Raw genomic sequence first — 20,795 nt, forward strand, 5'->3', positions numbered from 1 at the left:
ACCTCGAACCGGAGACTAAATTAGTAGATGCACCCTGATTAATTAACTCCCGACCAATTTTGGCCGGGTTTTTTTTTCGTATTGCAGCCAAAACAGCAAAATTTCAATAAATCAAAAATTATTCGCGTTAATCTGCGTGCATCTGCCGTTAAAAATCAAATTTCTCCCGAACATCGTGCTAGCCACTGGAAAGTAAATAAAGATGCACCCTGATTAATAAACCCCAGCCAATTTGGGCCGGGGTTTTTTTTGGTCGAAAGCTGGATTAGTCGATCAACCTACAACACTTCAAAAGACTGCACCTCAAGCACCGGGCCGATCATAGCAAACGTCATCACATCCTTGCGGACTTCACCTTTAACACTCACTTTCAAACCAGCTTTTTTCAACTCAGAAGGAGCATCCTTAAGTTCGTAAGTTTCCCCATCTTGGCCAACCAATGCCCAAGTACCCGGGCCTAATCCTTTGCGTTCAATTTCACCTTTGACAGTAATACTCATGCCGATCGCACCTCTGTTTTAATTGCTAAACGCGCCAGTCCGAAACACAGAAAAGCATTGACAATCAAAAATGTTTGTGATACCAAACCTGTGCCTAATCCCCAGACTGTGGGAGACACAAAAGCATTCACCGCTAAACTGCTGGCAAAACCGATCGAAATTGCGATCGCAATCCACTTCCACTCTCGATGTCCCAACAGCAAAGCAATCAAAATCCCCGGAATCAAAACGCTAGCAAAAAAGGGATTCAGCATACTGCTGCCATTAATTGCACCGCCGAGTTCGGGAATAGAACTGCCCATCACCCGCATCGGCCACTGCGGCAAGTCAAATACAAACAAGTTCCGCAGGAAAAAGAACCCAGAACTACCAGCCATCAAGCCGCCGGAAAAGCCCCAAGTCCACTGGAACGGAAAATAATTCCGCATAAAGAAAGCCAGCAGGTAAGAACCGAGCACCATTGCAATTTTAGGCAACAGGGCGACTGCACCGCCGTCAATCCAAAAGCGGGGGTTGAGATAGCCGTTATCGCGCAGCCAGCGGAAGAAATCGCGGAAGTTGATTTGTCCGCGCTGGGCTAGCTGAACTGCTGCGGCTGCGTCTAGGTGTCCCGAACCAAAATGGTTTAACGGATCTTCAGTGACAGTTCGCGAGGACTGCAAGAGTACGCTGCGAATTTCGTCTGGTTCTGTGATGCCGGAGGCCTTGACAAGGGCTGCAACGGCGGCAACGTGCGGAGAAGCCATGCTAGTGCCTTGGTAGCCTTCAAAGACTTCGGCGCCGGTTTCCGGGTCGATCGTACTTTGCAGGATCTTGCCCATTTCTGAACCGCCGGGGGCTGCAATATCAACCCCTGCGCCGAAATTCGAGTAAGAGGCTTTTTCGTCGTCGGGGCCGAGGGCGGAAACGCCGATGACGTGGGGATAGCGGGCGGGATAGGAAGCGGAACTGTCGCCGGAGTTGCCGGCGGCTGCGATGATGACAACGCCTTTAGAGTGGGCGTAGTCGATCGCCTCTTCCATTAACTGACTTTCACCGCCACCACCGAGACTCATGTTGATAACATCTGCACCGTTGTCAGCAGCAAATTTGATCGCTTCGGCAATGTCGGAAACCGTGCCGCCACCGCTGCCGCTTAACACTTTTAGCGGCATTAAAGCTGCTTCGTAGGCGATGCCCGCAACGCCGTAATTGTTGTTAGTTGATTGGGCGACAGTACCTGCGACGTGAGTACCGTGGCCGTTGTCATCGTAGGCTTCGGCGCGATCGTTTACAAAGTCGTAGCCCGGTACAAATTTGGTTTCTTTTAAGTCAGCGACTGGAGTAATACCCGTGTCAATTATCGCTACTGTTGTGCCGCTGCCTTTGGTTTCGTTCCAGGCAGATTCTACGTTGATACTGCGGAGATTCCACTGCTTGGTATACATGGGGTCGTTGGGAATCTCGAAAGCGCTATAGACGTAGTTCGGTTCAATGTATTCGGTATCTTTAGCCAAATTTGATTTTCTCAGGGCGTTTAGCAAAGTGCGATCGCCCTTAACTACATATACATTGTCTGCCGCTGAGAATTCGCTGTTGAGTTGCGGTGCGACTTGGTACTGTTGGGCGATCGCATTTACTTCTTTCGCAATCTCAGCAGCACCCAAATCTTCGCGGAAATCCAGCACAATCGAGTCGTAAGTGCCTTGAGTAGCAAGTCCTGGGAAATTAGAAATCGCCCAGCCGAGCCCGATTAAAAATAAGCACAGAAGGAAAAACTTTTTCATTGCCGATCGTCCGTTTAGGGAAGGCGTGTTCACCACAATAACCCAATTTTCACCGCCAGCGCCAGTTTTCCTTGCTGCGACTTGTGGATATCTCCCACGCGAGCGTTTGGTAGTTTTCGGCAGTGGCTGTTGCTCGCTCAAAAATCGCTCTAATTTCTAGTTTAAATTGCAGAGCAAGTTTGAGGAGTTCAATTAATTGTATCATTAGAGAAGATGAGAAACTGAACAAGCGAGTATTTTCAAAAAGGGTATTGCATGGAAAGAGGTTTAATGTGGCTGCCGCTGCTGGCAATTTTTATTGGGCTAGCTTGGGCTGGATGGAACGAGTATCAAAAGCTGGAAGCCTATCGCGTCTGGGCCGAACAATTCGCTAAAGCCAAGTACGATATTTATGCTGTACTCGGTCAGCAAGAAGACAGTTTAACTTGGGGAAAACCTACTCGCAGCGGGCCTGTGAATTTGCAAACTTTTTCTTTAAAAGACGTGCAGTCGCTGCGGTTGTTAGTCAACTTTCAGGCAGTTGATTTAGAGTCACCGCCGAATTCGGGAAGTCCAATCGCCCTCGAATTTTTGTTGAAAGATGCTCCTGCGGTGCAAGTTCCTTTTACAGAAATTCCTCTAGCGACTAAATGGGGAAAACACTTGCAGCAAGAATTGCAGCGTTTTAGGTAAAAACACTCTCCGGCGGGGCAGCGTATCAGATATCAACTCGGCTACTTGAAGTTACAAAAGTCTGTCAAGCTGGTAGTAGAAAGAGAACTTACGTAACAAATCCTTTGAGCTGCTATCTATAAAAGTACAGGGGGTACGGATCACCCGGAGGACGTGAGTTCGGGCAGTAAGTAGTAGAGGTAGTTTCCCCCTGCCTAGCCCGATCGTGTTCCGTGCACACCTTAGAGTTAAAGTTATTGACCCGCGCGTCCTAAAACAGCTAAATTGCCAGCCCCCCAATCAGCGGAATGCAAACACAAGAATTTTTACAGCGCTATCAACAGGGAGAGCGCAACTTTGGTCACATTGACCTCAGCGGCGCTAGTTTAAGCGGTGTTAACCTGCGAGAAATAGACCTCACTGGTGCTAACTTGACCGGTGCTAATTTAAGCTGGTCTTTTTTGAGCAATGCCAAGTTGATAGGGGCTTGTTTGCGCCGCGCGGATCTCCGCAGTGCGGGGCTGGCTGGGGCGAATCTGAGCGGGGCAAATTTGAGCGGGGCAAATCTTGCTAAAGCGGATTTGCGCCTTGCTTGTTTGGAAGCAGCAGAACTCAATTGGGCCGCGTTCCCGGAAGCGGATTTGGGTGGTGCTAATCTTCAAAGAGTTAAATCTGACCAGATTAATTTTGCTGGGGCTAAACTCGACGGCGCGAAGTTGATGACGGCGGAATTGATGGAGGCGAATTTCAACCGCGCCAGTCTTGTTGGTGCTAATTTAACGGGTGCTAATTTGCGGGAAGCGCATTTGGTGGAAGCGAATTTGCGATCGGCAATTTTACTCGGTGTAAATTTGATTGAAGCTGACTTGAATGGCGCTCAAATGCGATCGGCAAATCTGACGGGCGCTGACTTGCACCGAGCTGTGCTGGCGGGGGCGGATTTGACTGAGGCGGTGCTGGATAACGCTGATTTGAGTCGAGCTAATCTGGCGGGTTCTTATTTATTGAAAGCGAGTTTTAAGAAGGCGCTTTTGCTGCGAGCTAACCTGCAAGGAGTGTATTTGCTGCGGGCAGATTTGAGCGAAGCTAATTTGCGAAGTGCTGATTTGCGGAAAGCTGATTTGAGTGGCGCTTATTTGATGGATGCGATGTTGGGTGAGGCGGATTTAAGAGAAGCTTGTTTGATAGAGTGCCGTTTGATTCGGACGAATTTGGAGGGGGCGCAGCTTACGGGTTGCTGCATTCAAAATTGGCAAGTTCAAGATGTCGATCTCTCACGAGTTGACTGCAGCTATGTTTTTACTCAGTTTGATTATACTGCGAAAGTGGCAGCAACTCGCTTTCCGGTCGAGCGCAATTTTGAGTCGGGGGAATTGGGGCGGCAGCATCAAGAGGACAGTTCTATTGTGAAGGTGTGTTTTGATGAATCTCCTAATTGGGAGGCTTTGGTTTTTACGCTGCGTCGGGTGGAGTTGGAAAGCCACGAACTCAAATTTAACGTTCAATTTTTTGAGTCGGCGGGAGAACAAAATTTACTGCGGCTGAGTGCGAACCGTTTGGTGAACGGCAAGATTTTGGGCGATCGCATTTTGGAGCTTTATCCAGATATGTTGGAAAAGGTTTTAGGCAAGGACGCTGAAATTTTGAGTTTGCTCGACTTGGCTGTTCCTAGTAACAATGCGGAGCCGAGCCAAAAGGAAGTATTGCTAAGAAGACAGGAAATCTACCAGCGAATGGTGCGCCAAATTTCGTTTATTTTGATGTCTCAGACGCCGGATAAATTCTCCGAAAGCGTGCAGCGGCTGTTGGATTATTTGAAGCAGCAAGGTATCCCCACAGAGCAGATTCAAAAGAAAGTTATCAGTCAGGCGATCGTGCAGCGGGCGAAGCAAGACCCAGTTTTTCGGGAACAGTTGCTCACGTGGGAGAAAACGGCGTCCGAGCGCGTTCGTTGTTCGATGATGGGGGAAGCGGTGCGGTATGCGATCGGCCTTTTGAGCGATTATTAACAGTTAATTGTGAACACTGGAAGCCGGAGAGCAGCTAATACCCGCACTTGCTCTTCTGCGTCGGAAACTGCAAGTCTCGTGCAGCGGGGCAAGCAATACCAAGTTTTTCGGGAACAGTTGCTCATGTGGGACAAAACGGCTTCGGATTGCGATCGCTGTTCGGTAATGGGGGAAGCGGTGCGGTTTGGGATGCCCTGTGGTGGGAATGAATACACACCAAATCTTACCCCCATTATAAATCCTCCAGCCGGATCTCGATTTAACTGTCCGGTTGATTAGAATATAGTTCAGTTTCCTCCTTCAAAAGCTTACACAACTCATCCAAATCTTTCTTACTGTGTTCAATCAGTTTTTCAGCTCGCTCTTCAAGGTGATCAATATTACTGGGACTTGCGTTGTCGATTTTATCGTGACCATTATCGCTACTCAATGGAAGTTGAAAACGATAGTAATTTCTGTTATTTTCTTGGTCGGCCTTAGTCACCATTAGCTGATTGAGCTGATACGCAACAGATTCGCTTTGACCATCTAGAAAAACGTTAAGTAACGGAAGTGCCCATTTGATTTGTCCCCAATTTTTTGCGTCTCTATACTTATATTTCTTAGTTAGTGAGCCAGTACCCAGAGAAACAACAAGGGTATCCTTACGGTGTAGTTCTTCACGAGTTTTTTTCTTGTAAGAAATCATCGCCTCCATTATTGCAAGTGAAGCAGGATTATTTGCCAAGATGCCGCCGTCTACTAAAGCGTAATATCCCTCATCGGTATGATGTCCCGTGTCGAGTTTGTAGGGTGGAAAGAATGTCGGTGCAGCAGAAGTTGCCATTGCTGCTTCCCACATTTTGAATCCCGTACATACTTTCCGGCTATCAAAACTCTTGATCTCCTCTGCGTCCGGATTGCTTGTAAAAAAAATTGGTACTCTCAGTTCAATATCATAGCTCGGGATAAAAATTTCTCGTAATGCGTCTTCAATCTTAGCTTCACCTAGAAGATCCTTTAAAACTTCTTGCCTACCTTGTGGCTTGTGCCTGGGTTGTAGCAGATCATCAAAATCCAGTGGAATATTCTGATTAAAAATCTTTCCTCCATATTTACGATAGAAATTTACAAGTTCGGCGGCGGTATATTCTGGCTCACGATTGATGCTAGAGTCGGAGTTCTTTTTAGTTAAACCCAGTGCTAAAATTCCTCCTGTTGAAGTGCCTGCAATAAAATCAAACATTGTTGCTATGCGTTTTCCTGTGCGCTCTTCAATGTAGTTGAGAACGATCGCAGGAATAATACCCCGAATACCACCACCATCAATTGAAAGAATTCTTCTCTTGAATTTAGGACCCATCACACGTACTCCTTTAGATATTTCTTAAGTTTTCAAGATAAATGAAACAAACTCATACAGCATCAAAATACCAACAACCAACGTCATCATATGGTTTCCGGTTGCCTCGGAATAAGAAAATCGAGTCAACAGTTAACACTCAACCATTGAGTTTTTGGCTCCAGACTAAACAGTCAACAGTCAACAATCATGAGGAGTTCAACCGGAATTTATATGAATCCCACCCGTCATTAGTGCCGTAACTTGCTGAGGGCGTGCCAAGTTTTGTAGCCGACAATTCCATCTTGCGGTAAAGCCTTGCTGAGCTGCAATTGTCGCACTGCTACATCTGTCATCGCCCCGAAGAATCCGTCAATGGAACCGAAATAGTATCCATTCATTTTCAAGACATTCTGAACAATTTTAACAGCATTACCAGAACTGCCCTTCATGACTACCGGCATATTCACAGGTGCACCAGAGTATAGTGCTTGCCAAGTGATAGGGCCGACAATCCCATCTTCTTGTAAAAAGACGCGGTGTTGATAGCCTTTGACGCCGTTGTGAACTTGGATGCCGAAAATACCGTCAATAGCCCCGGAATAATAACCCCAATGATATAGAAGCTGTTGTAGTTCCTTGACAGCTTGACCTGTTGAACCCCTTTGTAATGTGGGTTTGTTTCCTGCAGTGGTTTCAGCAAATGCCAGAGTTGATTGAGAAGTAGTTTCGGCGACGAGAGCCATAGTTTCATTGTTCAAGCTTCTTTCTTCGGTGTACATAATTTGGTTCCTCTCAACATTTAAGTTTTGGTATTTGATATTTCAGGTATAACTGGTGGGATTTGTTAATGCACAGTCACTTTTTCGAGTGTCACTCATTTGAGTGTCACTCGTTTGAGTTAGTCCTAGTGTTAACTGTTAATATCTCTTCCGCCTGCGCCGGAATGATATACTGAAAGAATGTTAAGAGTGCAAGGAAGAGAAGTTATGCCTAAACGTCTAAAGTTGGAGCCTCATCAAACTCCAGAAATAAGAGCAGGCATGATTAATTTTCCGAGGTGTCTAAAGGATTGTTTCTACTTACCAGTCTTGGCTGCGTAGCCGGCGACCCGCTAAGGCCCGCACTTGCTCTTCTGCGTCGGAAACTGCAAGCGATCGCAACAAAGGCACAACTCCCGGATTTTCGGGATAATGTTCGATAATCGCTTCGAGCGCTGTAAATCGCGGATTGTAAGGAAAAGAACCGTTTTGATTTTCAGGATCGCTCAAAGTTCGATCGCGCAAAAACTCAAACATTCCCGGCTCGTCTTTCCATCCCCGCATTAACTCTACCAGGGCGATCGCCCGCACCTGCGAATCTTCATCGTTTTGAGATCTACTTTTGAGCCACTCGAAAGTTTGAGACTGATTTGTCCACCCGCGCGCTAACTTTTGCAAAGCGATTTGCCTGACAGCGGGACTCTCATCGCCCTCTGCTTGAGCCTCCAGCAGCATCCAAGTTTCAGGATTGTCTGGCCAATTGTAAGCGAGTTCAAGCACGGCTGCTTGCCGCACCAGCGCTTCCCCAGAATCGAGCTGAATTTTCAGCCAAGACAAGGTTTCTGGGTCGTCGGGCCACCCCCGCACGATCGCCCGCACCAGCACGCTCAGCAGGTGAGAATCATGCTCCAAGTCGACCCGGCTTTTGAGGAAAGGCAGCGTCTCGCCCCGGTGAGACCAGCGTTTTGCGATCTCTTCCACCGCAGTTTCTCGGACGTTGAGGTGTCTGTCTGACGCGGCGAGATTTTGCAACCAGCCAAAGACTTCGAGACTGCCTGATGCCACAGTGGCGACAGCCTCCACTACTACTTGCCGCACAGTCCAGTAATCCTCGGAATCAGCTATTTTTTGCAGCAGGGGCAGGGTTTCTGGGTGGTCGGGCCAACCTGCGGCTATCTGTTGTAGGGCTATTTCTCGCAGGTCGGCGTCGCGATCGCCCAATGCTATATTTTTCAAAAAAGTCAGAGTTTCGGCGTTCCCTGGCCAGCCAGAGGCAATTGCTTGCACTGCTGAGCGCCGGACGCTCGAACTCGCGTCGGACTCGGCTTTAGTCTTCAGCAGCGGGTAAATGTCAGGTTCGTCGGGCCAGTGCGAGGCCAATTCTTCTAAGGCTGCTGTCCGCACTTCTTTGCTGCTGTCGGATTCGGCTAGGCTTTTCAGCAGCAGGCAAACGTCGGCTGCTGCTGAAAAGCCCCCTGCCAACTCCCGCACCGCTACGGTTCGCAGGATAGAACTTCCTGTCTGGGCAAGGTTTTTGAGCAGGGAAACCGTGCCTAAAAGGCTGTGCCAACCTCTGGCTATTTCTTGCCACGCTGCGACTCGCACTCCCAAATTTTCGTCTGATTCGGCGGCCGTTCTCAGCAGCAGCAAGGTATCTGTGCGATCGGGCCAATTAGAGGCCAACTGTTCGAGTGCTGCGGTGCGAACTGCGGGACTTTGATCAAACTGAGCCAAGGCAGTCAGCAGCGGCAAGGTATCGCTCGTGTCTGGCCAACCACAAGCCATTTCTCGCACACAGGTCGATCGCACTGCCCAGCTTGGATCTGATTTGGCGAGGTTTTTGAGCATCAGGTAAATTTCTGGCTGGTCTGGCCAACCACGGGCTATTGCTTCGACTGCTGTGGCCCGGACTTCTCCACAGTCGGTGGAGTGAGCGAGTATTTTCAGCCAGGGCAGGGTTTGCGGGTCGTTTTTCCAAGTTTGGGCGATCGCCGCGATCGATCGATTGCGAATTTGATAAGTTTCCTGCAATTCTTGAGCGCTTTGATAAAGAATCAGGAAACCCGTACCGTATTGCGATAACTTTTTTAAAGCGTTTAACAGGTTTTTGGTGGTTTTTTTATTAACATCATTTTTAACTTTTAACAGGCATTGCGCTGCTAAAAACAAATTAATAAATTTTTCTTGTTGACCGTTCTGATCTGTGAGATATTCTATAATTTGGCTCGCTGTTTCTTTGTCGAGCTTAGCTGCAATTTCTCTGAGGACTTCGTGCAAAGATTCGTCCCGCCAGTGCTGGCCGAAAACTTGTATGTTGAGTTCGCCCCAAGTCAGTTGACCGATTTTGAGTTGGGCATGGATGAACTCTGCTACAGTCTGGGGATTATTTTCGGAAACAAGTTTTTTTAACAACATACCAATACCCTGCCCCTGAAGTTTGTTTGCATTGACAATCCTCCCATCAGCTCGGATATTAGTTGAGATTTTTTTGAGCGAGCCTGGAGTATGGAGCCAATCGACTCTATTTTATACGAAAAATACTGAGTCGGGAGGGCCCCAATGCAAAATCCGCCAGCACCCACAGGAATGTTAGGTGGTGGCGGATGGCGATCGAACAATTAAGCCGCTGAATCTAACTAACAGCTACTTGGACGCGATCGGCTACAACCCGAACCGCAAAAGTAGGAATCTTTACCGTTTCATCATCCAGACATTGCCCGGTAGTGAGACTAAAGTTTTGCTTGTAAATGGGAGAAGCAACTTTGAGAGTGCCCTTGCGATCGCCCACAATTCCCCGCGACAAAACAAAAGCTTTGCTAAACGGGTCGTAATTGCTAAGCGCATAAACTTCATCCCCGTTTCCCACTCGAAAAATCGCCACTTGTTCGCCTTTAACTAAAGCGCAAACTCCAGTATAAGGGGCGATCGCATCCAGAGAACACACATCTACCCAAGTTGTTACTGTATCGGAAACTTGTAAAGATTGAACCATTTTCTTTTCCTGTTAATTTACTTCAATCTCGTTCCCAGTCTCCGGCTGGGAACGTAGGTTTCGAGGCTCTGCCTCGCCGAAGGAGGCTCTGGCTTACGGTTAGAGGAGGCAGAGCCTCCGGGACTTCATTCCCAGGCAGAGCCTGGGAACGAGATTAATTTACTTCAATCTAGTGTTCTTGTTCCCCCCTTATTAAGGGGGGCTAGGGGGGATCTCCGGGTTTCCTAGGCTCTGCTTGGAAACCCGATTATATGGGTTATTCCGAAACTCCAGCCAGAGCCTTTTCATGTTCGTTAGCCGGCCGCGTTTGTCCCCGTTCCGCAACACGAACAATACTCGGATCAGGCAAATCGGAATTCACAAAATGCTGGAACCGCTGCACCTTTTGTGGATCTTCAATCGTCGTTTTCCACTCACATTGATAAGTATTCACTAAATGTTCCATTTGCGCTTCTAATTCAGCACAAATGCCTAGAGAATCCTTAATTATCACCTGTTTCAAGTATTCAATCCCGCCCTCAAGCTTATTCAACCAAGTAGCAGTGCGTTCCAATCTGTCGGCCGTGCGGATGTAGAAAACCAAGAATCGATCGATATACTTAATGAGCGTTTCCTTATCGATATCCGTCGCCAGCAAAACCGCGTGCTGTGGCTTAATACCACCGTTGCCACACACGTACAAATTCCAACCATTCTCTGTCGCAATTATCCCAAAATCCTTGCTTTGAGCTTCCGCGCATTCGCGAGTGCAACCAGAGACAGCAGATTTGAGCTTGTGGGGCGATCGCAAACCACGATACCGCAATTCAACTTCGATCGCCAAACTCGTTGAATCCTGCACCCCAAAGCGACACCAAGTGCTACCAACACAAGATTTTACAGTACGCAGAGCCTTACCGTAAGCGTGTCCCGACTCAAATCCCGCATCAATCAACCGACGCCAAATATGCGGCAATTGATCCACGCGAGCTCCAAACAAATCAATCCGTTGCCCGCCAGTAATCTTAGTATAAAGCCCAAAATCCCTGGCAACTTCTCCCAAAACAATCAACTTATCCGGCGTGATTTCTCCCCCCGGTATTCGCGGCACCACCGAATAAGTACCGTCGCGCTGAATGTTTGCCAAAAAGTAATCGTTCGTATCTTGCAAACCGACGTGAGACTTCTCTAAAATATGGTCATTCCAAGTAGAAGCCAGCATCGAACCAACAGCAGGCTTGCAAATTTCGCAACCCTTACCTTTGCCGTGTCTTTCAATCAACTCCTCAAAAGTTTTAATTTCTTGAGAACGCACTAAATGGTACAATTCTTGACGAGAATATTCAAAATGCTCGCAGAGATTATTTTTGACTGCAAACCCAGCTTTCTTCATCTCCGACTTGAAGATATCCGTCACTAAAGGCACGCAGCCGCCGCAGCCCGTACCAGCTTGAGTGCATTTCTTGACGCTGGCAACATCGGTTAAATTATGATCGCGAATCGCTTCACAAATCTGCCCTTTGGTAACATTATTGCAAGAACAAATTTGAGCCGAATCCGGCAAACTGTCTACTCCAAAACCCGCCGATGCTGCCCCTTCTCGCGGTGGGATTAACAAATCTTCGGGATGCGGCGGCAGAGCAATTTCATTTTGCATGAATTGCAGCAAAGTGCCGTAAGCCGAAGCATCTCCTACGAGAATTCCGCCTAAAATTCGGCTGCCGTCTTGATTTAAAACTAATTTTTTGTAAATGCCTTGGAAGGTGTCAGCGACAACAATTTCTTTAGCATCGCCCGACTTGGGAAAAGGATCTCCAAAACTAGCGACATCCACCCCCAATAATTTGAGTTTAGTGGACATATCCGCACCTGTAAAAGTGCTTGTGGGACGGGCATCTTGTCCGTCATCCGCGGCACCGCTCAAAATATCTGCAGCTACGCTTGCCATTGTATACCCAGGCGCAACTAAGCCGTAGATGCGATTTTGATACAGGGCGCATTCTCCGATCGCATAAATGTCAGGATCGGAGGTTTGGCAGCTATCATTTATGATGATGCCACCGCGTTCTCCTACTTCTATACCGCAACTTCTGGCAATTTCGTCGCGGGGGCGAATGCCAGCAGAAAACACAATCATATCTGTTGCCAATTCCGAACCGTCAGCAAACAGCATTTTAGTAACTTTGCCATTTTCGCTAACAATTTCTGTGGTAGATTTGCTGGTATGAACCGAAACCCCCAAATCTTCTATTTTGCTGCGGAGAATCGCACCGCCAATTTCGTCAACTTGCACGGGCATCAGCCGCGAGGCAAACTCAACAACGTGAGTTTTCAAGCCCATATTTTGCAGGGCGTTAGCACATTCTAGACCTAACAAACCGCCGCCAATTACTACGCCTGTTTTGCAATTTTTAGCGTAATCGGACATCGCTTCCAGGTCGTCAATTGTCCGGTAAACAAAAGTTCCTGTAGTGTCTTTGCCTTTAATTGATGGCACAAATGGATAGGAACCGGTCGCGAGAACAATTTTGTCGTAGGGAACTTCTAAACCGTTGGCTGAAGAGACTATTTTGTGTTCCCGGTTAATGGCGACTGCTTTGTCGCCGATATAAATTTGGATGCCGTTTTCTTGATAAAATCCCGGTGCAACTAAAGATAAATCTCCCGCTGTTTTGCCAGAGAAAAATCCGCTGAGGTTTACGCGATCGTAAGCAACGCGCGGTTCTTCACAAAAAGTAATTAAATTCCAGTGTTTGGTAGCATCCGAGCTGACCATTAACTCTAGGAACTTGTGACCTACCATGCCATTGCCGATTACAATGAGGTTTTTTTTGGCTGTCATTAGAATCTCTTTTATCCCGTTTATCAGTCGTTGGGTTTATTAATATAAGACTTTATTGTAAACTTTTGTACTTATAGATACAAAAAATGGAGGTTTATGCAATTGTCGAATACTCCCGATTGCATTTTTGCATGATGTGTGCGATCGAGGTAAATACGGTGCTTCACCTAAGTGTTTTTGACAAAAGGATTAGTATTATACTAGGACGGACTCTCAACTTTTATAATTTTTAATTATTATTTAACTAACAAGCGGGAAGTCCCGCGCCCCAAACCGTACGAGTGAAGGGAGGGGATGAAAACGCACAAATTAAGTGGGTTGAATGCCCACTTGATTTATAACTATTCTCGCATATGAGGAATACTGTAGCATCAGCCTTGGGTAATTCACGCTCCCATGCCCGAATACTGCTTCAAGCCCTGCCGCCAAAGCCAGCGATTCCACACAAAAAACACCGCACTCCAACCCAACATTACCAACAAACCGCGGCCTAAATCTACGGGTAATCCTATCAAGATAGAAGCGGGAAAATGAATCAAATAAGGAAAAGGCGTCCATAAAACTACTTCGCGCACGGGTACGGGAAACACTTCTAGTGGCGCGATAAGTCCCGATAAAAACAGGTAAATTAAAAACCAGAATTGCTCGATCGCACTTGCCCTTTCCAGCCAAAAAGCAAACAGCGCAAAGGTATACTGGATCAAAAATCTCAGGCAAAAAGCAAATACTATAGCTCTATGCTTGTCAATAATACCTTCATCAGTTATAATTTTGTCATAGGTTGTTGCAGTAAAAGGAACCTAAAATGTTTGGTAAAAAAACTACAAATTCGCAGCCAAATGAAGATAGCAACACGACGGGTTTGATTAAAATATCGGGTTGCGACAACCCCAGCCGTCGAGGGGATGTAGTTTTTGTCCACGGTTTGGCCGGTCATGCTTGGAATACTTGGCACTGGCAAAATCCTAGCGATCGAGATTACCAAAAAGATAATTTTTGGTTGAATTGGCTGGGAAATGATTTACAAGATGTCGGGATTTGGAGTTTTGGTTATGATGCAGCACGATTAAAAGCTAGCGGTTCTGCTATGCCGCTGTTTGACCAAGCTAGTAATTTTTTAGACGATCTAGAAAATTTTAACATCGGCGATCGACCGATAATTTTTGTTACTCACAGCATGGGTGGGTTGCTGGTAAAAAAAATGCTGAGTACCGCAGCCAACTTTTCGCGAGACAAAAGAAAAAAGGCGGTAATTGAATCTAGCAAGGGAATTGTATTTTTATCTACTCCCCATCTTGGTTCAGACGTTGCTCAATGGGTAACATTTTTAACAGGCTTTTTGACTACGGTTAATGTTGAAGAACTAAAAGCTCATGCTCCCCAGTTACGCGAACTTGATGAATGGTATCGCCAACACGTTGATGAGTTTGAGATTGCCACAAAAGTTTATTATGAAACCATACAGACTAGCGGTATTTTGATTGTTAATGCGAGTAGCGCCAATCCCGGTATTAAAGATGTAAAGCCTATAGCAGTAGAAGCAAACCACGATACGATCGCTAAACCGCAATCGGCAGATAAAAAAGTCTATTTGGGTGTGAAAAATTTTATTGAGGATAGTTTACCGCGCCCAAAATCTCTTCCTCCGGGCGATACTTCAGTTATACAACCGCAAACTATTGGGGAGAAAACCACAAACCCTTATCAGCCTCTTTAACTGATGGTGTTAAGTTAGAGAGGCTAAAAATATTTCAAGCACCACCTTTACCAGATTACTATGTAGACCGCCCAGAAATTAGCCAGGATTTAAAACAGCGCTTGCTAGCTAACAGTCAAACTTTAGTTGTCAGCGCTATTCATGGTTTGGGTTCGATTGGTAAATCTACTTCAGCAGCAGCTTTAGCACATGACATAGATATCCAAAACCATTTTAACGATGGTATACTTTGGGTAACTTTAGGTCAAGAACCAAATGTTCTCCAGCGATTAACTGATTGGGTGCATGGTTTGGGGGATTATAATTATCCCGTCACAGATATGCACAGTACCTCCCTTCATTTGCGTACTTTACTGGCGGATAAAGCAATGCTGTTGGTAGTTGATGATGCTTGGATAGACAAAAATAACGGGTGGGAATATGTAAAAGCATTTAATGTTGGCGGTTCTCGCTGTTGTCTGTTAGTAACTACTCGCGATGCTTCGATCGGGAATGCGCTTGGTGCTAGCACTTATTCCCTAGATGTGATGACGGAAACGCAAGCATTGAAGTTGTTGGCGCAGAAACTGAAAACACTAGGCAAGCAACTAGAAATAAGTGAAATTGAGTTAGCAAAATCCTTAGCTAAAGCTGTTGGTTATTTACCGTTAGCGTTAGAATTAGCTGCCGTACAAGTTGCTAATGGTACAACTTGGCCAGTTTTGATAGCAGATATTAAGCAAGAAATTTGTCGGTTAAAATCGTTGCAAGACCCCGGAATCAGGAGTATCGGTGATGATGAGAAGTTTAAATATCTCAGTTTGCAAGCATCATTAAATCTGAGCATTAAGCGATTAGAAGAATATGAGAGAGAGTGTTTTGCTTGGTTGGGGGTGTTACCGGAAGATACAAACATTACTCACCTCATGACAGCGACACTTTGGGATATGGACGATCGAGATGCAATGGAAATTTTGCAGTATTTTCGCAGTCAAGCATTGTTATTACCTGGCGTGACTCTGGCTGATGGAACAATAACTTATAGATTGCACGATTTATTCCACGATTTAGCGCGGAATTTGTTAACTGCACCTCAAAAACCGAAACGTCAAGGCGATTTGCTGGGTTTGGGGATAGACTGGAAAGATGCTCACGTTCAATTACTAAATAAATATCAACAGCAAACAGCAGATAATTACTGGCATACTTTACGAGATGACGGTTATATTCATCAATATCTAGTTTGGCATTTAAAAAAAGCGGGGAAAATAGCAGAAATTCACCAGCTATTGCGGGAAGAGTCAGCGAGTGGGCATAATGGCTGGTATGAAGTGCGGGAAAAATTAGGTCAAGTAGCAGGTTTTTTAACGGATGTTTCGCGTGCTTGGGAATTAACAGAATCTGAGTTTGAAAAAAATCCATCGCAGGTTATTAGTTTACAATGTCGATATGGGTTAATCGTGTCTTCTTTGAATAGTTTGTCGGCAAATATACCAGAAGCATTGCTGGTTGTGCTGGTAAAAAATGGATATTGGAAACCAGAACAAGGGTTAGCTTATGCTTTGCAAAAACCGGATTGTAAAGAACAAGTAAATTCATTAATTGGGCTATTGGATTATTTACCAGGAAATTTAAAAAACCAAGCGTTGTTAACCGCATTGGAAACAGCACATCAAATTCAGAATGAATCTGCTCGCGCTTATGTTCTCTTATGTTTGGTGGAAAAATTACCAGAAAATTTGTACTCAGAAGTATTAAAAATAGCACGTCCAATTCAGGATGAATATAATCGAGCTCGTGTTATATCATGTTTAGCGGCAAAATTACAGTCGCAAAGTTTGTACTCGGAAGCATTAAAAATAGCGCGTCAAATTGAGAAAGAATATCATCGCGTTGATGTTCTCTCATCTTTAGCGGCAAATTTACCAGAGAATTTTTACCCAGAAATATTAGAAATAGCATATCCAATTCAGACTGAATACAATCGCGCTGATGTTCTCTCATCTTTAGCAGAAAATTTACCAGAAAATTTGTCATCGGAAGTATTAAAAATAGCACGTCAAATTCAGGATGAATACAATCGCGCTCGTGTTCTCGCATCTTTAGCCACAAAGTTACAGTCGGAAAATTTGTACTCCGAAGCTTTAGTAAATGCACATCAAATTCAGGATCAAAATTATCGTGCTGATGTCCTCTCATCTTTAGCCGGAAAATTACCAGAAAATTTGTCATCGGAAGCATTAGAAATAGCACGTCAAATTCAGGATGAATACAATCGCGCTCGTGTTCTCTCATCTTTAGCCACAAAGTTACAGTCGGAAAATTTGTACTCCGAAGCTTTAAAAACAGCACGTCAAATTCAGGATGAAAAATATCTGGTTCAATTTCTCTCCTCTTTAGGACAAAATTTACCCAAAAATTTGTACTTGGAAACATTAGAAATAGCACGTCAAATTCAGGATGAATATTCTCGCGCTCAAATTCTCTCCTCTTTAGCTGAAAATCTACAGTCGGAAAATTTATACTCCGAAGCTTTAGAAACATCACGTCAGATTCATAATGAATATTCTCGCGCTCAAGTTCTATCATCTTTAGCGGAAAAGTTACCAGAAAATTTGCACTCTGAAGCATTAGAAATCGCACATCAAATTCATGAGGCATATCCTCGTGCTGAAGTTCTCTCATCTTTAGCGGAAAAGTTACAGTCGGAAAATTTGTACTCCGAAGCTTTAGAAGCTGCACGTCAAATTCAGAAGGGAAAGGATGGCCCTGATTTTTTATCTTTAGCGGAAAAGTTACAGTCGGAAAATTTGTACTCCGAAGCTTTAGAAACCGCACGTCAAATTCAGGATGAAAAGTATCGCAGCATTTTGCTATTATCTTTAGCAGAAAAGCTACAGTCGGAAAATTTGCACTCCGAAGCTTTAGAAACTGCACGTCAAGTTCAGGATGAAAAGTATCGCAGCATTTTTCTATCATCTTTAGCGGAAAAGTTACAGTCGGAAAATTTGTACTCCGAAGCTTTAGAAACCGCACGTCAAATTCAGAATGAAGAGTATCGCGCGGAAGTTCTCTCCTCTTTAGCGGAAAAGTTACCAGAAAATTTGTACTCCGAAGCTTTAGAAACCGCACGTCAAATAGAGAATAAATATACTCGTGCTCTTTTTCTATCATCTTTAGCGAAAAAGTTTCAGTCGGAAATTTTGTCCTCCGAAGCATTAGAAACCGCACGTCAAATTCAGGATGAATATACTCGCGCGGAAGTTCTCTCTTCTTTAGCAGAAAATTTACAATCGAAAAACTTGTACTCCGAAGCATTAGAAACTGCACGTCAAATTGATACTGAAAAGTATCGCACTATCTTTCTATCATCTTTAGGTAGAAAGTTACCAGAAGATTTTTATTCCGAAGTATTGGAAACCGCACATCAAATAATTAATAATGAAGCGAGGCGCGCTTTTTTTCTCTCATCTTTAGCGGAAAAATTTCCAAAAAAATTATTTTCTCAAGCATTAGAAATAGCACCTAAAATTCATGATGAATCTCTTCGAGTTCGTTTTCTATTATCTTTAGCAGAAAAATTACAGTCGGAAAATTTGTACTCCGCAGCATTAGAAACAGCGCGTCAAATTCAGAATAAATCTAATCGAGCTGAGGCTATCTCATCTTTAGCGGAAAAATTACAATCGGAAAATTTATATTCCGAAGCATTAGAAACCACAAGTCAAATACATTATGAAGATGAGCGCGCTTATGTTCTCTCATCTTTAGCAGCAAAATTACCAGAAAATTTGTACTCTGAAGCATTAAAAATAGCACATCAGATTCCATCTGAAGAGTATCGTGCTAAAGCTCTAAGTCCTTTCTTTAAACAAATGTCATCATCCAAACCCAAAAATGAGACATACAAAATGTGGTTAGAAATCATGAAAACCACTTTATCTAAACTCAAGCGCCAAGAATTTCAGGAAAATATAGGTGTTCTAACACCAGTAATTTATAAATTAGGCGGCAAAGATGCAATAATGGAAATTGTTACCGCCATTCAAGATGTCGCGCGATGGTGGCCTTAGAATTTAACAGTGGACAGCGAATATTTAGCGAACAATCTCGGCCGCTGTCAACAGTCAATTGTCAACTGTTCACGCTCCCATGCCCGAATACTGCTTCAAACCCTGCCGCCAAAGCCAGCGATTCCACACAAAAAACACCGCACTCCAACCCAACATTACCAACAAACCGCGGCCTACATCTACGGGCAATCCTATCAAGATTGAAGCGGGAAAATGAATCAAATAAGGAAACGGCGTCCACAAAACTACTTCGCGCACCGGTGCGGGAAACACTTCTAGCGGCGCGATAAGTCCCGATAAAAACAGGTAAATTAGAAACCAGAATTGCTCGATCGCACTTGCCCTTTCCAGCCAAAAAGCAAACAGCGCAAAGGTATACTGTATCAGGAACCGCAAGCAAAAAGCCAAGACGATAACCAACAAAAACAGCAAAAACCTGCCCAAACTCGGCAGCCAAAAAGCCTGCGGGTAAAGTGCAAAAAACAGCAGCACTAATCCCAATACAAACGGCAGCCTCGCAAACCTTTCGGAAACGTGAGATGCAAAGTGATGCCATACGGGATCGAGAGGCTGCAACAATTTATTAGATAGCCTACCTTGCACTACTTCTTTTTCAAACTCCCAAATTACCCAAACTACATTTGTTTGCCTGACAATGAAAGCAGCTAAAAAATAACGGGCAAAGTCGATCGACTTCAGCCCAAATTGACCAGTTTCGGCCGCCTGCATCCAGACACCCATCAAGATAAACGGCAAAGCTCCCGACAGCGCCCACAAAAACAATTCCGCCCGGTATTCGAGCATATAAGCGTAGTAGGTGACTAGCAAAGTTTTAGTAATTTTCACAATTCTGTTCATATCAATTTTAGAGTTAATTTTTAGGTGTTAGCAACGGGCTATAAGCCCGTTCCACAAAACATTGAATTTATAGTGGAACAGGCATATTGCCTGTTTTTTGGGGTTAGCAACGGGCTATAAGCCCGTTCCACAAAACATGGAAACTCTCGTGGAACAGGCATCTTGCCTGTTCAATTTTTAGGTGTTAGCAACGGGCTATAAGCCCGTTCCACAAAAACATTAAATCTCTAGTGGAACGGGCATCTTGCCTGTTCTACTTTATAATTCTAGTGCAACAGGCATCTTGCCTGCTATGGAGAATGAACCCAGCCAAAAACATTACACTTTTCCAGTGCGAAAAACTCTACCAATTACCTCTTCAATTGGCGGATCGGTAACAGTCAAATCTATCACTTCCAACTCCGCCAAAATCTTCGCCACACTCACCGTCAGCTCCTCCCTTTTGACTAAAAACCGTACCGATTGTCCCTCAATAGATTCTACCTCTCCGTAAGCAAAAGCACTATCTTTTGCCAGCGGTTTAGCTATTTTTACCTGAACTTCCCGATAAGGTGCAAACCTGTCGAGCAATCCGTCCAAACTGCCATCATAAACTAATTGCCCTTCATGGATTAACAAAACGCGCTTGCACAAAGCAGTAATGTCAGCCATGTAGTGGCTCGTCAACAGCACCGTTGCTTGATAGCGCTCGTTATATTCTCGCAGAAATTGTCTGACGCTAAACTGTGCGTTTATATCCAAACCTAAAGTCGGTTCATCTAAAAATAATACCTCCGGCTGGTGCAGCAGCGCCGCCATCAATTCAGCTTTCATGCGTTCGCCTAAAGAAAGCTTTCGTACCGGCTGATTTAGCTTGCCTTCTAGTGACAGCATCTCTGTCAATTCTCCGACTCGCCGTCGATAATCTGCATCGGGAATGCCGTAGACAGCGGCATTGATTCGCAGAGAATCAAGCACGGGTAAATCCCAAATTAACTGCTGTTTTTGCCCCATCACTAAGGTTATTTTTTGCAGAAAATCGGCTTCGCGACGGAAAGGAGTACGATCGCACACTCTCACAGTACCAGCCGAGGGATAAATCAAACCAGTCAGCATTTTCAGCGTAGTAGTTTTGCCCGCACCGTTAGCACCTAGAAACCCCACGACTTCCCCCGGTTCAATACTGAAAGAAACGCCCTCAACTGCTTTGATATTGCGGTAAGTGCGACTAAAAAAGTGTCGCACTGTTCCTTTAAGCCCCGGTTCTTTAATCGCTACCGGATAAACTTTGCTCAAGTCTTCAACTAAGATAATTGGCATCGGCTCAAATTTTAACTTTTATTTTAATCTAGGGTATTTCCATCAGGC

Annotated in this window: 14 protein-coding genes and 1 pseudogene; 5 read left to right on the forward strand and 10 right to left on the reverse strand. The window is 45.0% G+C overall.

Annotation, left to right across the window (positions count from 1 at the left end):
• Positions 1-278: 278 nt before the first annotated feature.
• Positions 279-500: a hypothetical protein gene (locus QUA90_RS16465; RefSeq protein ID WP_333331106.1), complete on the reverse strand. Its 222-nt coding sequence runs from the start codon at positions 498-500 to the stop codon at positions 279-281.
• Positions 497-2,266 carry a S8 family peptidase gene (locus tag QUA90_RS16470; RefSeq protein ID WP_333331104.1) on the reverse strand — a complete coding sequence of 590 codons (1,770 nt, stop codon included), beginning with the start codon at positions 2,264-2,266 and terminating at the stop codon, positions 497-499. Before QUA90_RS16470 ends, QUA90_RS16465 begins: the two co-directional genes overlap by 4 nt.
• 255 nt (positions 2,267-2,521) lie before the next feature.
• On the opposite strand from QUA90_RS16470, the gene QUA90_RS16475 reads away from it, so the two are divergent.
• From QUA90_RS16475 to QUA90_RS16485, 3 genes are all read left to right on the forward strand, one after another.
• Complete coding sequence (locus QUA90_RS16475) at positions 2,522-2,938, forward strand: hypothetical protein (protein ID WP_333446558.1); 417 nt, start codon at positions 2,522-2,524, stop codon at positions 2,936-2,938.
• 287 nt (positions 2,939-3,225) lie between these two features.
• Positions 3,226-4,926, forward strand: coding sequence for a pentapeptide repeat-containing protein (locus tag QUA90_RS16480; protein ID WP_333446560.1), 1,701 nt, complete (start codon positions 3,226-3,228; stop codon positions 4,924-4,926).
• Between the two features lie 9 nt (positions 4,927-4,935).
• The gene (locus QUA90_RS16485) at positions 4,936-5,205 is read left to right on the forward strand and encodes a hypothetical protein (protein WP_333446562.1); all 270 of its coding nucleotides are present in this window, start codon (positions 4,936-4,938) and stop codon (positions 5,203-5,205) included.
• On the opposite strand, the gene QUA90_RS16490 is transcribed toward QUA90_RS16485, so the two are convergent.
• The 6 genes and pseudogenes from QUA90_RS16490 to QUA90_RS16515 form a co-directional block, all read right to left on the reverse strand.
• Entirely contained in the window at positions 5,186-6,268 is a 1,083-nt protein-coding gene (locus tag QUA90_RS16490; protein WP_333446564.1) for a patatin-like phospholipase family protein, read from the reverse strand. The two genes, QUA90_RS16485 and QUA90_RS16490, sit on opposite strands and share 20 nt — an antisense overlap.
• Before the next feature lie 230 nt (positions 6,269-6,498).
• On the reverse strand, positions 6,499-7,029 hold the full coding sequence (locus tag QUA90_RS16495; protein ID WP_333085942.1) for a peptidoglycan-binding protein: 531 nt from the start codon (positions 7,027-7,029) through the stop codon (positions 6,499-6,501).
• A 300-nt stretch (positions 7,030-7,329) separates the two neighbouring features.
• Positions 7,330-9,423 (reverse strand): HEAT repeat domain-containing protein, encoded by a 2,094-nt coding sequence (locus tag QUA90_RS16500; RefSeq protein ID WP_333446566.1) that lies wholly within the window; start codon positions 9,421-9,423, stop codon positions 7,330-7,332.
• 217 nt (positions 9,424-9,640) lie between these two features.
• Positions 9,641-10,000: a nitrite reductase small subunit NirD gene (gene nirD / locus QUA90_RS16505; protein WP_333446568.1), complete on the reverse strand. Its 360-nt coding sequence runs from the start codon at positions 9,998-10,000 to the stop codon at positions 9,641-9,643.
• A 256-nt stretch (positions 10,001-10,256) separates the two neighbouring features.
• Positions 10,257-12,821 carry a nitrite reductase large subunit NirB gene (nirB, locus tag QUA90_RS16510; protein ID WP_333446570.1) on the reverse strand — a complete coding sequence of 855 codons (2,565 nt, stop codon included), beginning with the start codon at positions 12,819-12,821 and terminating at the stop codon, positions 10,257-10,259.
• A 386-nt stretch (positions 12,822-13,207) separates the two neighbouring features.
• Positions 13,208-13,552 (reverse strand): annotated as a pseudogene (locus QUA90_RS16515) (ABC-2 family transporter protein); the annotation flags it as partial.
• Between the two features lie 74 nt (positions 13,553-13,626).
• Between QUA90_RS16515 and QUA90_RS16520 the strand changes: the two are divergent.
• The gene (locus tag QUA90_RS16520) at positions 13,627-14,538 is read left to right on the forward strand and encodes an alpha/beta fold hydrolase (RefSeq protein ID WP_333446572.1); all 912 of its coding nucleotides are present in this window, start codon (positions 13,627-13,629) and stop codon (positions 14,536-14,538) included.
• Positions 14,539-14,615: 77 nt separating this feature from the next.
• Positions 14,616-18,590, forward strand: a complete 3,975-nt coding sequence (locus QUA90_RS16525) for an NB-ARC domain-containing protein (RefSeq protein ID WP_333446607.1) — start codon at positions 14,616-14,618, stop codon at positions 18,588-18,590.
• A 69-nt stretch (positions 18,591-18,659) separates the two neighbouring features.
• Here QUA90_RS16525 and QUA90_RS16530 read toward each other — a convergent pair whose 3' ends face one another.
• Together QUA90_RS16530 and QUA90_RS16535 are read right to left on the reverse strand one after the other, a co-directional pair.
• Positions 18,660-19,448, reverse strand: a complete 789-nt coding sequence (locus QUA90_RS16530) for an ABC-2 family transporter protein (protein WP_333446574.1) — start codon at positions 19,446-19,448, stop codon at positions 18,660-18,662.
• Between the two features lie 318 nt (positions 19,449-19,766).
• On the reverse strand, positions 19,767-20,747 hold the full coding sequence (locus QUA90_RS16535) for an ATP-binding cassette domain-containing protein (RefSeq protein ID WP_333446576.1): 981 nt from the start codon (positions 20,745-20,747) through the stop codon (positions 19,767-19,769).
• Positions 20,748-20,795 lie beyond the last annotated feature (48 nt).

It is taken from the genome of Microcoleus sp. D3_18_C4 (assembly GCF_036702355.1).
Lineage (GTDB): Bacteria > Cyanobacteriota > Cyanobacteriia > Cyanobacteriales > Microcoleaceae > Microcoleus.

What these genes read in the sequence shown, in the direction of transcription:
- QUA90_RS16465 (WP_333331106.1), bottom strand. Translation starts at nt 500, where the DNA reads ATGAGTATTACTGTCAAAGGTGAAATTGAACGCAAAGGATTAGGCCCG.
- QUA90_RS16470 (WP_333331104.1), bottom strand. Translation starts at nt 2,266, where the DNA reads ATGAAAAAGTTTTTCCTTCTGTGCTTATTTTTAATCGGGCTCGGCTGG.
- QUA90_RS16475 (WP_333446558.1), top strand. Translation starts at nt 2,522, where the DNA reads ATGGAAAGAGGTTTAATGTGGCTGCCGCTGCTGGCAATTTTTATTGGG.
- QUA90_RS16480 (WP_333446560.1), top strand. Translation starts at nt 3,226, where the DNA reads ATGCAAACACAAGAATTTTTACAGCGCTATCAACAGGGAGAGCGCAAC.
- QUA90_RS16490 (WP_333446564.1), bottom strand. Translation starts at nt 6,268, where the DNA reads ATGGGTCCTAAATTCAAGAGAAGAATTCTTTCAATTGATGGTGGTGGT.
- QUA90_RS16495 (WP_333085942.1), bottom strand. Translation starts at nt 7,029, where the DNA reads ATGTACACCGAAGAAAGAAGCTTGAACAATGAAACTATGGCTCTCGTC.
- QUA90_RS16500 (WP_333446566.1), bottom strand. Translation starts at nt 9,423, where the DNA reads ATGTTGTTAAAAAAACTTGTTTCCGAAAATAATCCCCAGACTGTAGCA.
- nirD (WP_333446568.1), bottom strand. Translation starts at nt 10,000, where the DNA reads ATGGTTCAATCTTTACAAGTTTCCGATACAGTAACAACTTGGGTAGAT.
- nirB (WP_333446570.1), bottom strand. Translation starts at nt 12,821, where the DNA reads ATGACAGCCAAAAAAAACCTCATTGTAATCGGCAATGGCATGGTAGGT.
- QUA90_RS16520 (WP_333446572.1), top strand. Translation starts at nt 13,627, where the DNA reads ATGTTTGGTAAAAAAACTACAAATTCGCAGCCAAATGAAGATAGCAAC.
- QUA90_RS16530 (WP_333446574.1), bottom strand. Translation starts at nt 19,448, where the DNA reads ATGAACAGAATTGTGAAAATTACTAAAACTTTGCTAGTCACCTACTAC.
- QUA90_RS16535 (WP_333446576.1), bottom strand. Translation starts at nt 20,747, where the DNA reads ATGCCAATTATCTTAGTTGAAGACTTGAGCAAAGTTTATCCGGTAGCG.